The organism is Corynebacterium coyleae (assembly GCF_030408635.1).
GTDB lineage: Bacteria > Actinomycetota > Actinomycetes > Mycobacteriales > Mycobacteriaceae > Corynebacterium > Corynebacterium coyleae.
On sequence record NZ_CP047198.1, the window covers coordinates 677,300 to 689,428 of the forward strand.

15 protein-coding genes are annotated in these 12,129 nt (G+C 61.9%); 5 read left to right on the forward strand and 10 right to left on the reverse strand.

Annotated features, from left to right (window positions below):
- Positions 1-35 precede the first annotated feature (35 nt).
- From nrdF to CCOY_RS03280, 4 genes are all read left to right on the forward strand, one after another.
- Positions 36-1,061 carry a class 1b ribonucleoside-diphosphate reductase subunit beta gene (gene nrdF, locus CCOY_RS03265; RefSeq protein ID WP_034666259.1) on the forward strand — a complete coding sequence of 342 codons (1,026 nt, stop codon included), beginning with the start codon at positions 36-38 and terminating at the stop codon, positions 1,059-1,061.
- A complete protein-coding gene (locus tag CCOY_RS03270; protein WP_133065267.1) occupies positions 1,042-1,314 on the forward strand; it encodes a hypothetical protein in 273 nt (90 codons plus the stop codon). Before nrdF ends, CCOY_RS03270 begins: the two co-directional genes overlap by 20 nt.
- 40 nt (positions 1,315-1,354) lie before the next feature.
- The gene (locus CCOY_RS03275) at positions 1,355-1,936 is read left to right on the forward strand and encodes an NADPH-dependent FMN reductase (RefSeq protein ID WP_022862715.1); all 582 of its coding nucleotides are present in this window, start codon (positions 1,355-1,357) and stop codon (positions 1,934-1,936) included.
- 280 nt (positions 1,937-2,216) lie between these two features.
- The gene (locus CCOY_RS03280) at positions 2,217-2,732 is read left to right on the forward strand and encodes a cytosine permease (protein ID WP_141743335.1); all 516 of its coding nucleotides are present in this window, start codon (positions 2,217-2,219) and stop codon (positions 2,730-2,732) included.
- Between the two features lie 32 nt (positions 2,733-2,764).
- On the opposite strand, the gene CCOY_RS03285 is transcribed toward CCOY_RS03280, so the two are convergent.
- From CCOY_RS03285 to CCOY_RS03320, 8 genes are all read right to left on the reverse strand, one after another.
- Entirely contained in the window at positions 2,765-3,235 is a 471-nt protein-coding gene (locus CCOY_RS03285) for a hypothetical protein (RefSeq protein WP_070452108.1), read from the reverse strand.
- Positions 3,236-3,332: 97 nt separating this feature from the next.
- Positions 3,333-3,782 (reverse strand): hypothetical protein, encoded by a 450-nt coding sequence (locus CCOY_RS03290; protein ID WP_092101654.1) that lies wholly within the window; start codon positions 3,780-3,782, stop codon positions 3,333-3,335.
- Positions 3,783-3,799: 17 nt separating this feature from the next.
- Positions 3,800-4,900, reverse strand: coding sequence for a ThiF family adenylyltransferase (locus tag CCOY_RS03295; protein ID WP_280137898.1), 1,101 nt, complete (start codon positions 4,898-4,900; stop codon positions 3,800-3,802).
- Between the two features lie 4 nt (positions 4,901-4,904).
- A complete protein-coding gene (locus tag CCOY_RS03300; protein WP_092101656.1) occupies positions 4,905-5,687 on the reverse strand; it encodes a thiazole synthase in 783 nt (260 codons plus the stop codon).
- Between the two features lie 2 nt (positions 5,688-5,689).
- Positions 5,690-5,884 carry a sulfur carrier protein ThiS gene (gene thiS, locus CCOY_RS03305; protein WP_070452102.1) on the reverse strand — a complete coding sequence of 65 codons (195 nt, stop codon included), beginning with the start codon at positions 5,882-5,884 and terminating at the stop codon, positions 5,690-5,692.
- Complete coding sequence (gene thiO, locus CCOY_RS03310; protein WP_092101659.1) at positions 5,875-6,942, reverse strand: glycine oxidase ThiO; 1,068 nt, start codon at positions 6,940-6,942, stop codon at positions 5,875-5,877. Before thiO ends, thiS begins: the two co-directional genes overlap by 10 nt.
- On the reverse strand, positions 6,942-7,613 hold the full coding sequence (locus tag CCOY_RS03315; RefSeq protein WP_092101662.1) for a thiamine phosphate synthase: 672 nt from the start codon (positions 7,611-7,613) through the stop codon (positions 6,942-6,944). The genes thiO and CCOY_RS03315 overlap by 1 nt, the downstream gene beginning before the upstream one ends.
- Positions 7,614-7,647: 34 nt before the next feature.
- Positions 7,648-8,583, reverse strand: a complete 936-nt coding sequence (locus CCOY_RS03320) for a cation diffusion facilitator family transporter (RefSeq protein ID WP_092101665.1) — start codon at positions 8,581-8,583, stop codon at positions 7,648-7,650.
- Between the two features lie 80 nt (positions 8,584-8,663).
- Between CCOY_RS03320 and CCOY_RS03325 the strand changes: the two genes are divergently transcribed.
- Positions 8,664-10,400, forward strand: a complete 1,737-nt coding sequence (locus CCOY_RS03325) for a BCCT family transporter (protein ID WP_092101668.1) — start codon at positions 8,664-8,666, stop codon at positions 10,398-10,400.
- A 20-nt stretch (positions 10,401-10,420) separates the two neighbouring features.
- Here the strand turns inward: CCOY_RS03325 and CCOY_RS03330 are convergent, their stop codons facing one another.
- Together CCOY_RS03330 and CCOY_RS03335 are read right to left on the reverse strand one after the other, a co-directional pair.
- Positions 10,421-10,855, reverse strand: coding sequence for a GNAT family N-acetyltransferase (locus CCOY_RS03330; protein ID WP_092101671.1), 435 nt, complete (start codon positions 10,853-10,855; stop codon positions 10,421-10,423).
- Positions 10,830-12,125 carry a DUF418 domain-containing protein gene (locus CCOY_RS03335; protein WP_092101674.1) on the reverse strand — a complete coding sequence of 432 codons (1,296 nt, stop codon included), beginning with the start codon at positions 12,123-12,125 and terminating at the stop codon, positions 10,830-10,832. The genes CCOY_RS03330 and CCOY_RS03335 overlap by 26 nt, the downstream gene beginning before the upstream one ends.
- Between the last annotated feature and the right edge of the window lie 4 nt (positions 12,126-12,129).

Consider the following 12,129-nt stretch of genomic DNA (forward strand, 5'->3'; position numbering starts at 1 on the left):
TCATTCACAACCATCCATCAAGAAAGAAAGAAGCTATGTCTTCAACATCAAACACTGCTGAGCTAACCAGCATCTCAGTTACGCCGCCAAGTTACCGGCATGACCCTTCAGCCCGCATCCGCGCCATCAATTGGAATCGGGTGAGCGATGAGAAGGATCTTGAAGTGTGGAACCGCCTCACCGCCAACTTTTGGTTGCCAGAAAAGGTTCCACTTTCAAACGATCTCCCGGCGTGGCAGAGGATGACACCGGAGGAACGCAACCTCACCATGCGGGTGTTCACGGGACTCACCACCCTGGACACCGTCCAGGCCACTGTGGGCGAAATCTGTCAGATCCAAGATGCCCGCACCGAGCACGAGGAGGCCGTGTATACCAACATCGCCTTCATGCAATCAGTCCATGCCCGTTCTTACTCTTCAGTGTTTTCTACTTTGAGCAGTACGAAAGAAATTGATGAGGCATACCGCTGGGCGGTGAATAATGACCTTCTCCAGGCACGCGCCAAAAAAGTGCTCACTCATTATTTTGGACCCGATCCACTCAAGCGCAAAGTGTCATCGACGCTGCTTTCCTCGCTGCTTCTCTACGCGGGTTTCTATCTTCCCCTGCATTTTTCCGTCCACGCCACCCTGACAAATACGGCAGACATGATTCGCCTCATTCTGCGTGACAAGGCAGTGCACGGTTACTACTCAGGCTACAAGTACCAGCGCGGACTGGAAACGTCTGCTCCACAACGGCAACAGGAGATGCATGATTTCACTATTTCCTTGCTCGAAGAGCTTTATGCCCTAGAGCTGGATTATTCCGGCGAGCTATATGAGCCGTTGGGGCTCATGGATGATGTAGCTGTATTCGTTCGCTATAACGCCAATAAGGCGCTCATGAATTTGGGCTACCCGGACTACTTCCCACCTGAAGAAACGGAAGTGAACCCGGAAATCCTCGCTGCCCTAGCACCTGGAGCAGATGAAAACCATGACTTCTTCTCCGGCTCCGGTTCCTCCTATGTCATTGGCACCGCTGAAGAAACGAGTGATGATGACTGGGATTTCTAAACCGTTTCCACGACCAGACCAAGGAAGCTGGCTTGAGACCATCGCGCTGTTTGAAGCCATCCGCGAAGGAAACCAACCAGCAGCCATGCGGCTTTTGGATACGTCCGCCGCACGGGAGGCCGTCCTCGGGGGACTGTTAGGACTCATCGAACTGTACTTCCGCCATGAAGAAGACAAAGTGGATAACTTTCTTACTGCCGCCCACGCCGCCGGGCCACCGCCTGCCTTTGGCTGCAAGCCTTTTCTCCCTTGATCGCACGTACCTACGCCCAACTAAGAAGAAAGGACTTCCTATGACCACCCCACGCATTAGTGTTATCGTCGGCAGCCTGCGCCGCGGCTCATTTGCGCGCAAGATTGCACACGAAGTGCTCACAATGATTCCTGAAAACTACCAGGCAGACATCGTTGAAATCCGTGACTTGCCGCTCTATGACTTCGACTACGATGACCCCTCGGTCACGGACAAGCCCATTCCAGCTGAGTACACCACTTTCCGCGACACCATCAAGAACTCGAGCGGCGTCCTCTTTGTTACCCCGGAAAATAACCGTACTATCCCTGCCTGTCTCAAGAATGCAGTGGACATCGGTTCCAAGCCCAACTCGGATGTGGCTTGGAAGAACCTTCCCGCAGGTATCATCAGTCACTCTGTAGGCCGCATGGGCGGCTACAGTTCACAGAAGAACCTCCGGCTCGCCCTGTCCTACTTCGATATGCCGCTTCCTGGTCAGCCCGAGGTATTCCTTGGCCAATCCCCCACCCTCTTCGAAGACTCCGGCCATCTCAATGAAGGCACCGCAGGCTTTGTCAAAGACTACGTTATACGCTTCCTGCAGTTGGTCGACATGACATTAACAGCCAAGCACAGCTAGCGACGGCGACTAACCCTAGCCACCGCCCTCTACGAAGTACTTGAAGGCTTCTAAAGGGCCTTCTCAAAGACACAAACCCCGGATTCACACTCATCCTTGAGTTACCTGAATCTGAACCCAGGACGCTTCAAAAAACACCGCTCTAATTCTTCGATTTTCGCTGAATTAGAGCGGTTTTAGCGCTGTCGCTGGACACTGACCCTGGCGACATCCTGTTAGGCCGCTACAGGGCCATACAGGGCAGGGGAGACCCCCATCTACGGCTTGCCGCCGTCGGGGGGTGCTGGGCATCTACTCTTCGGGCCTGACGCTGCTCACCCTTGGGATTAAGATCTCGCGTCCGGCGGCTGCAGCTATCGACGGCGTCATTTTGACCATCGGCACCATCTGGGTCGTCTTCGTCTCCCAAAGCTTCCTTGGGCCGTTCCAGTCGTTCCTGATCACCCTCGGCGTGCCGCTGGCTAGCTGGGCAGGCATTCTCGTTGCGGACATCTTCGCCCGCACTAAGGATTACGACGAGCCGGCGTTGTACGATTCGGCAGGTCGCTACGGCGCCGTGGACTGGACCTCGATCGGGATCCTTGCCGTGTCCTCGGTGATCGGTTGGGGTCTTGTGGCCAACATGTTTGCGGAGGAAGCTTCCTGGAACAACTGGCAGGGATACTTCCTGCCACTGGTTGGGGAGCACTGGGCGGACGCGAACCTCGGTGTGCTCGTCGCACTCGTACTCTCCTTCGTGGCGGCGTGGTTTGGGCGCCGGGGCCGCATCCGCCGTCAGGAGGGGACTGCGGCCTAGGAGTCGCGCCCTGCCGTGCCCGACCCGGCGTCCTACCGCGCCGGGTTGCTGACCAAGATCCGATCCACCTGCTCGGCCAAATCTTCCGGCGCGGTGTCGAAGTCGCCGGGCAGTTCCCGATCCGCCTGCTCGAGCGCTTCCTGGTCGTGCTCGCCGGTGGCAAGGTGCGCCTCCGCCTCGTCGAGAAGCCGCTTCAACCGTGTCAGGTTGAGTTGGTAAGCACCGTCGTTTTCGGGGCCGGGGACCTCCTGGAGCCAACCCGTGCCGGTGAAGGTGGGCAGTGTCGCATCGATGATGTCGCGCTTCAGCCAGTTGGTCATGCGGGGCCCACCGAAGTTTTCCACCCGGCCCGCTGTTGCTTGGCGGACGGTGCCGGTGGGGGTGAGGGTGGGGCCAGTGGTGTCGTCTGCAAGCAACGCCACCTGCATCAAAATTTTCAGTTCTCGGGGAAATAGGGACGGGGCTTCAATGCACCCCACTGCGGCTTTGAGCAGTTCGCCCAACAACGCCTCCTTATTCGGTTGTGTTCGGACAAGGAGACATTATAAATCCGCCTCCGACACCGGGAGGCGGATTCTCGAACGGATGTGTGGTTTGTGGTTAGCGCTGCAACTTCCAGATCACGGAGTTCGTGGAACCTGCGCGCACGAGCGCGATGTTGGCGGTGTCGAAGACGTAGAGCTCACCGGTAAAGCCCGGGACAATGAACGCGGAGCCGAAGCGCTGCACCTGCAGCGGGTTGAGCTTCTTCGGCTGGCCCACAAAGCCTTGGTTCCAGCAGTGGGTGCCGGTAAAGCCTCGGCTGATGGACACTGCGGGGATGAGCTGCTCTGGAGGGTTGCACTCCGGCTGGGTTTTGCGGGCGGTGTCGGAGACGCAAATGGTTTTGGTTTCGCCGCCGACTTGGTAGGACTCGCAACGCACGTTGCCGTTCTGGTTGGAGTAGGTACCGACGTTGTTTTGTGCGGCGGCGGTGGGGGCGAGGGCTGCGGTGGCGGTAAGGATCGCGACGGCAGCGACGGTTACTGGGGCTGTACGTGTGATCTGCATAACAGAAGTATTCCAGGCTATCCCCAGCGTTGCACGCCTCCTGGCAGCGATTTCAGCACAATCCCATGCTGTTTCGCCTGTTCCGCATAGGTTTTCACAAATTTTTCAGAACGCACCCCACCCGCGCAATAGACCACCACCTCGTCGCCCTCGGCGTACTGCGACAGTGTGCGAGAAACCGCCTCGGGGTCGTGCTCGATCTCGCTCAGCGGCAGGTGAGTGGAGTTGACCGGCAGGTCCGCAATCGCCCGCTCGTGGGGCTCACGGATGTCCAGGGCGTGAGCTTTGCGGGTAGTGATGTCGTCGAAAAGCAATCGCCCCTCGGTGCTCACGGTGCAGGCGTCGGTGTAGGTGCTCAACCGCGTGGTCAGTGGGCGCGCCGGGTCGCGGGGGACGGTGAAGCGGCGGATGGTGGTGGTCAGCGCGTCGTACATGTGCAGCCGGCCGATCTCCGCCTCGCCGATGCCCGTGAGGAACCTCACGGCTTCGGTGGACATCAGCGAGCCGACCACGGAGGTGGTCACCCCGAGCACACCCGCGGTGGCGCAATCCGGCACGGAATCCGCATCCGGCTGGGTGGGGTAGAGGTCCCGCATGCCCACGCCACCCTCTGGCGCGCCGGGGCCGGAGTGCCACAGAGCGATGTCGCCGCGGTAGCGCAGCACCGAACCCCACAGCAGCGGCGTGCCGGTGATTTCGGCGGCGTCGGCGGCGAGGAATTTGGTGGCAAAGGTATCTGAGCCGTCGATAAGTAAGTCGATGCCGTCAAGGGCCTCGATGAAGTTGTCGGCGGTCAGGCGATCCTTCACCGGCGTGACAGTGATGCCGGGCTGGAGCGCGCGCAGGCGCTCTGCGGCCACCTCCACCTTGCTGCGGCCGACGTCCTCGGCGCCGAAGAGGATCTGGCGGTGGATGTTGGTGATGTCCACGGTATCGTCATCCCAGACCGTAATGTTGCCCAAGCCGGTTGCCGCGAGCGTCTGCATGACAGGGCAGCCGAGGCCACCGGCGCCAATGACCAGCACGCGCGCGTTGTGCAGGCGTTCCTGCTGTGCCGGGCCGAAGCCGGGCAGGTTCATCTGGCGCGCGGTGCGCTTGAGTTCGTTTTCCGGCAGCACGGCCCTACAGCACCTCGTCGGCCCAGCTGGCCAAACCGTCGAAGGTGGAGGACGCCACGGCGTGCTCCCGCTTCGGGATGCGCCCAGCAGCGCGGGCGAGGCGGCCGGCCTCCACCGCGTGGCGCATCGCGTGCGCCATGGCCACCGGGTCCTGGCAACGGTTCACCGCGCTGGCGAGCAGCACGCCGGAACACCCGAGTTCCATGGCAAGGGTGGCGTCGGATGCGGTGCCCAGGCCGGCGTCGATAAGCACCGGCACCTGCGCACGCGAGCAGATCAACTCGATGTTGTGCGGGTTGAGGATTCCAAGTCCAGTGCCAATCGGGGAGCCCAACGGCATCACCGCCGCAGCACCGAGATCCTCCAGGCGCTTCGCGGCCACCGGGTCGTCCGATGTATACGCCAGCACCGTAAAGCCCTCGTCCACGAGCATCTCGCAGGCGTCGACGGTCTCCACCACATCGGGCAGAAGTGTGCGGTCGTCCGCGATGACTTCCAGTTTCACCCAATCCGTGCCGAGCGCCTCACGCGCAAGTTTCGCCGTGATCACCGCATCGCGCGCCGTGCGGCATCCCGCGGTGTTCGGCAGTGGACGGATGTTCAGGCGCTTGAGCAGGTCAAACACGCTCTCGCCCGCGCCGGTGGTCGCGGAGTGGCGGCGCATCGCCACCGTGGTCATCTCCGTTCCACTTGCCACCAGGGCGCGCTCCAGCATGTCAAAGGAACTCGCCCCACCCGTGCCCATAATCAGGTGGGATTCAAACCGCTGACCAGCAATTTCAAGCACGTCTAGCCTCCTTGAACGGCGGTGAGGATGTCCACCTCTGCGTCGTCGATAAGCGCCTGCCCCCACTGCGAGCGCGGCACGACCTCACCGTCCACCGCCACGGCGGTGCCGGCCTCAGGCGCGCCGACCTCTGCCACCAACTCCTGCACAGTCGTGGCTTCGGTGGTGGTCCTCTCACCGTTGAGCGTTAGTTGCATTCGTGCCTCCTCGGGTCACATGCGGATAAGTTTATGAATGGCTCTTGCTTTTCGACGACCCCAGCACCACACCGAGCCCCCAACGCCGCCAACAGAATCCCGTGCCGGAAGTAACCGGTGGACACCACGGTGCGCTCGTTAATACGACCGATGTACGGCAAATCATCCGGCGTGCCCGGGCGCGCACCGGCGCCGGCCTCGAGGAAATCGCACTCCTCAACCGCCGGCACCACCTCAATCGCATCCCGCAGCAGCTGGTGAACGCCCTGCACCTGGGGCTGGTTGCGGCCGTCCTCGCGCGTAGTCGCGCCGATAGTCAGCGTGTGGTCCTCGCGCGGAATCAGGTAGATCGGGCGGTCCTCCACAAACCCGCGCACCACATGGTTCAGCAGCGGGTACTGATGGTCCGGCACACGCACGTGCAGCACGTCGCCGTACACCGGGCGCAGATCCAGAAACGGCACAAGGTCACGAGCACCCAGACCATTAGCGACGACCACCTGATCCCCGTCCAACTGCTCCACGTTGTCCACTCGCTTGGCCTTGAAGGTCACCCCGGCATTCGCGCAGGCATCCATGAGCGCCTTGGTAAACAAGCGCGGCTGCACCTGGTGGTCACCTGCAATCCGCACCGCGCCGTGAATGGCAGGGGAGAGCGCCGGCTCAAGACCGCGCGCCTGCCGAGTGGTGACCTTCTCCACCGCCATGCCGTGCTTTTCCTGGTACTCACTGAGTTCCGTCAGGTGCGTCTTGTCCGCAACATCGCGCGCGACCACCAGCGTGCCCTCCGTGCGATAGCCCGTGGGCAAATCCGAGTACTTCGCGGTGAGCTTGATCAGATCCGGGTAGAGCGCCGCAGACGCCGCCATCAGCGGAAAGAGCGGGTCTTGCTTATAGACGACTTCAGCGGTAGGAGCGAGCATCCCACCCGCATAATGCGACGCCCCCGACACCGGCGCCGGGTCGTACACCGTGACCGCATGGCCGCGATCCGCCAACGTAAGCGCAGTGGACAGACCGATGATGCCAGCACCGACAACCGAGATATTCACAGCGATCAGGGTAGCGCTTTTGCCCGGTCCGTTTGGCCCCTTTCAAACTCCGCGACCACGCGCTCGCAATAGTCCTGGGAATTATCGGCGTGCATGATGCCGCGAACAATGGCCAACCCGTCCACGCCGGCAAGCGCCAGGTGGTACGCGTCATCCACCGTCACGTCCCCGATGGCCACCAGCGGCACCTGGGCAGCCGCCACCAGGGGCGGGTAGCCGCCGAAGCCTAGGGGAGGCCGGCCCGAGTCCTTCGTCGGTGTGTCGCGGAAAGGCCCGCAGCCGATGTAATCGATCACGTCTTTGTACGCGTTCGCGGCCTGAACCAGCTCCATCGTGCCCGTGGTCAGGCCGATGATCGCGTCCGGGCCCAGCAGGTCGCGCGCTACCTTAACGTCCAGGTCGTCTTGGCCCACGTGCACGCCAGCGATGCCGTGGTCGCGCAGTGCTAAGGCGACGTCGACGCGGTCGTCGATAAGCACCTGCGTCTTCGGGTTCACCTCGTGCACGGCCTCGGCCACATCGCGGGCAAGGTTGTACAGGTCGCGCGCACTAATCGGCTTTGAGCGCACCTGCACCACCCCGGCGCCACCAGCCGCGGCGGCGCGGGCGCGCTCCACAATGTCGTCACCCTGGCCGGTGACAAAGTAACAGCGCAAATCGAGTTCGGGTTTGCCCATAAGCTGCGAATCCATGCACAACACCCTATGCGGTTTAGATCTGCAGCGGGCCGGTACGCGTCGGATGGCCTAGTGGCTCGATGTGCACGATCGTCTCCGCGCCACCAAGCGCGGCGGCGATACCTTCCTCCACCGCATCCGCGTGATCGTGGGAGTGATCCACCGTCCACGCGCCGGGCACCTGCATGACCAAGTTGACCAAGCGGTCGCGGCCAGCCTCCGCCGTACGCACGGACGTGAACGTCACGCCGTTGTCCTTGGCGTAGGCGTCCAGGAAGTTCTGGACAACCTCCTGCTCATCCTCGGGCAGCGTGTGCGACAACAACCCCAGGATCGCACCCTTGAGCAACGTGTAGCCGGTGAACAAGATGTTCAGACCAACCAGCAGCGCCACAATCGGGTCGAGCGGCTGCCAGCCAGTCAGCCACACCAGGGCCATGCCCACGATGACACCCACCGTGGTCCACACGTCCGTGAGCAAGTGGTGCCCGTCCGCGTTCAGGGTGGTGGAGCGGTACTTCTTACCCGCACGGATGAGCGCGACACCCACGCCGAGGTTCAACAGCGTGGCCACGATAGAGAACGCCAGGCCGATGCCGAGCTGCTGCACCGGTACCGGGTTGATCAGGCGATCCACCGCCGTATAAATGATCACCATAGAGGCGATCAGGATGAGTGTGCCCTCCACCTGGGCGGAGAAGTACTCGGCGCGGGAGTGGCCGAAGTTGTGGTTGTCGTCCGCCGGCTTGGCTGAAAGCTTCAGCGCCCACAGGCCCACGGCGGCTGCGACGAGGTTGATCCCGGACTCCAACGCGTCCGATAAGAAACCCACAGAACCCGTCACCCACGCCGCGGTTGCCTTCAGCACAATCGTGACAATGGCAGCGCCGATGGAGAGCCACATGAAGCGCTCTAAAAGTTTTTGTTCATCAACAGCTGCCCTGGTAGGGGCGGGTTCTTGGGTATTCATAGCGGGACGAATCGTAGCACTTAAGTACGCTGGTTGCCCACGTTAATGCAGTTGTTTCCCACAAGTTAGGAACACCCCTTATGGCGCGACCACGCCGTCTCCACTCAGACCCCTTGATTTTCTTCTCCGCCTTGGGGTTCATCCTCGTCTTCGTCGCGGGAACGATCGCGTTCGGCGACACCGCCCGCGAGTCCTACGCCGCCGTCTCCGGCTGGCTGATGGACCACTTCACCTGGCTCTACGTCGGCGGTATCTCTGCCACGCTGGTCTTTTTGATCTGCGTGTTCGTCTCCCGCTACGGCAACCTGCGGCTTGGCGACGACGACGATGAACCCGAATACTCATACCCCGTCTGGTTCGGCATGCTCTTTGCCGCCGGCATGGGCGCAACGCTGCTGTTCTGGGGTGCTGCCGAGCCGCTGAACCACGCCTTCAACCCGCCACGTGGCGGCTACGAATCCATGAGCCGCGACGCGATCATCCAGGCGTTCGAGTTCACCTACTACCACTTCGGCATCCACATGTGGGTCATTTTCACGTTGCCTGGTCTGGCGGTGGGGTACTTCGTCTATAAGCGCAAAATGCCCGCGCGAATGTCCTCCATGTTCGCGCCACTGCTCGGCCGCCGCGTGTACGAAGCGCCCGGCAAACTTCTCGACGCCCTGGGCATCATCGGCACCGTCTTCGGCCTCGCCGTCTCCGTCGGCCTGGGCGTACTGCAGATTTCCGCCGGCATGAACATCCTCTGGGACGTGCCCCTGGTCACCCCGGTGCAGATCGCGATCATCTGCGGCATCACCATCGCCGCCTCCATCTCCGTGGCAACCGGCCTGGACAAAGGCGTGAAAATCCTGTCCAACCTCAACATCGCCGGCACCATTGCCCTGATGCTCTTCGTGCTGCTCACCGGCCCCACCCTGAAACTGCTCGGCCAGATCACCGAATCCTTCGGCATCTACGCCCAATCCCTGCCCGAGCTGATGTTCTGGGTCGACTCCTACAACGACAATCCCGGCTGGCACGCCACCTGGACCGCCTTCTACTGGGCGTGGACCATCTGTTGGTCGCCATTCGTGGGCATGTTCTTCGCCCGCATCTCCCGCGGCCGCACCGTCCGCGAATTCATCGGCGGCACCCTGCTGCTGCCCACGGCGTTCGACCTGGTGTGGTTTTCCATCTTCGGTCGCGCAGCCATCGACATGGAAGAACGCAACCCCGGCGTGTTGACCAAACCCGTGGTGGAAGACGGCGACACCCCACAAGCACTGTTCACCCTGCTTGCGGACTACCCCCTGTACACCATCACCGGCACCGTCGCCCTGATCGTGATCGTGTTCTACTTCGTCACATCCATGGACTCCGCCGCCCTGGTGATGGACATGTTCGCCTCCGGCGAGGAAAACAAATCACCCACCTACTACCGCGTCGGCTGGGTGGTCGCCGTCGGCCTGGTCACCGGCGCGCTGCTGTTTATCAACGACTCCGGCATCAACGCCCTCCAACAAGTCGTGATCATCATCGCCCTGCCGTTCTTCTTCATGTACTTCGTCATGATGTACTCCCTGATCAAGGCCATGAGCGACGACTCCGCCGCCGCCCGCAAGACCCGCTCCCGCACCTGGGAGAAGACCGACACCGCAGAGAAACTCGAAGAAGGCGAAAACAAACCCGCGCCGGGCTACGACGCGCAAGGCAACGAGGTGGAGCGCCCCGAACTCGAATACGACGCCGAGGACGATTCCTGGAAGTTCCCCGAAGGCTTCAAACTCGAGCGCGGCGACCGCGACACTATTGTCGACGAACGCCGCCAGGACTAGCGCTTGGCCTAGCGCCAGAACTAGCGCTTGATCCGCATCTTGCGGTGGGGAACTCCTGTATCCAGGAATTCCTCACCCTCGGCCACCAGCCCGAACTGCTCGTAGTAGCCGACAAGGCCGGCCTGCGCCTCGATGACCAAATCCCCGGGGAAGCGCTCCGTGTACTCGATACCCGCGCGCACGATCTCCGGGCCAAGGCCAGAGCCGCGGTGGTCGGGGTGGACCACGAAACGCCCAAAGCGCGATCCCGTCTCGGTGGGGAAGACGCGGGCGCAGCCGGCGAGGGTGTCGTCGTCAAGCAAAGCAAGAATGTGCTTCGTTTCGGGGTTGGAGTCCTGATCATCGATCTCCGCGTACGGGCACTGCTGCTCCGCCACGAACGTATCCACCCGCAACTTGTACAACTGGTGGACCTGACGCGGCGTCATCTCATCCAGCGATAGAAACCTGATCATTCTTCGGCTCAATCCTTCCTGTCTTGCCATACGAGAGGTGGCGGTGCGCCCACTCAAACGGACCCTGCTTGCCGGCGCGCTCCAGCAGCACCGCGAGCGCCAGCGTGATCGCCCACACCAGCAGGCCAATGCCTAGCTTGCCGGTCACCGTGGTGTCCAGACCGATACCCAGAAACGCCGGGGTGCACAGCAAGATGAACAGCACCGACTGCGCCAGATACCCCGACATGGAACGCTTACCCAACGCCACGAACGCCCGCGCCCACCCCGGCACGTCGTTGTTCAGCCGGTGCGTGGCCAACGCAAGTGCCGCCAGGATGCCCGGGCCCGTGAGGTAGCCCAGCGCCTGGTTCAGGATGAACAGCGGCAGCTCCCACTGTGCCGGCAGCACACCCGCGGCCGCCAAACCCCACGGCAGGCCGATGCCGACGATGATCACCGCGGCGATAACGGTCCAGGTGATGAGGGTTTTGCGGTGCGTGGTGACGTCGACAAGCACCCGCTCCCGCGCCCACACAAACCCAATAATCGCCAACGCCCACAACTGCACCACAGCAAACGGCTGCATGGCCAACATGCCCACCGCCATCTGCAGGTTTGAGGAGAAATATGCCGCTGGCGTATCAAACGTGATCGTCGGATCCGGCTGTATGATCGCCTCCGAAGAATTGAAGAAAAACGCCGAGACGCCACCTAACACCCCGAACGTGGTGAACAGGCCCAGAATCGAATACGCCACAATGCGCAACGTCTTCGTCGACCACGACAACCCCCACGCCAACAAGATGCCCACCAGGCCATACGTGAGCATGATGTCGCCATAAAACAGGCCAAGCATGTGCGCCAGGCCAAACAATGCGAGCACTGCGTATCGACGAACCAACACCCGCCGCGCATCCTTCAACGGATAGTGCTTGCGGTAGAGACTGGCCGCCACCAGACCGAAGCCAAACCCCAACAGGGTGGAGAACATCGGCAGCCCGCGCACGTGAATAAACATCGCCGCGAACACAGCGCTGACCTGGTCGATGATGCTGTCCGGGCGCACGCCACCGACCGACCAGCCCGCACGCGACTGATCCTCCGACCAATCATTCGTGATCCACGTCTGCGCCACATTGGCCATCGCGATGCCAAGCAGTGCGGTGCCGCGCGCCAGGTCAGGCACGATCAGGCGCTGCTTTTGGGTTTGCGCCGGTTGCTGAGGTTGCGCCGGTTGCTGAGGTTGCGCGGGTTGCTGGTTCGGGTGCGGGGTCGCATGCGAATTCATGCGG

Excerpts from the sequence above, each read along its gene's own strand:
- nrdF (WP_034666259.1), top strand. The coding sequence starts at position 36 with ATGTCTTCAACATCAAACACTGCTGAGCTAACCAGCATCTCAGTTACG.
- CCOY_RS03270 (WP_133065267.1), top strand. The coding sequence starts at position 1,042 with ATGATGACTGGGATTTCTAAACCGTTTCCACGACCAGACCAAGGAAGC.
- CCOY_RS03275 (WP_022862715.1), top strand. The coding sequence starts at position 1,355 with ATGACCACCCCACGCATTAGTGTTATCGTCGGCAGCCTGCGCCGCGGC.
- CCOY_RS03290 (WP_092101654.1), bottom strand. The coding sequence starts at position 3,782 with ATGCAGATCACACGTACAGCCCCAGTAACCGTCGCTGCCGTCGCGATC.
- thiS (WP_070452102.1), bottom strand. The coding sequence starts at position 5,884 with ATGCAACTAACGCTCAACGGTGAGAGGACCACCACCGAAGCCACGACT.
- CCOY_RS03315 (WP_092101662.1), bottom strand. The coding sequence starts at position 7,613 with ATGGGCAAACCCGAACTCGATTTGCGCTGTTACTTTGTCACCGGCCAG.
- CCOY_RS03320 (WP_092101665.1), bottom strand. The coding sequence starts at position 8,583 with ATGAATACCCAAGAACCCGCCCCTACCAGGGCAGCTGTTGATGAACAA.
- CCOY_RS03325 (WP_092101668.1), top strand. The coding sequence starts at position 8,664 with ATGGCGCGACCACGCCGTCTCCACTCAGACCCCTTGATTTTCTTCTCC.
- CCOY_RS03330 (WP_092101671.1), bottom strand. The coding sequence starts at position 10,855 with ATGATCAGGTTTCTATCGCTGGATGAGATGACGCCGCGTCAGGTCCAC.
- CCOY_RS03335 (WP_092101674.1), bottom strand. The coding sequence starts at position 12,125 with ATGAATTCGCATGCGACCCCGCACCCGAACCAGCAACCCGCGCAACCT.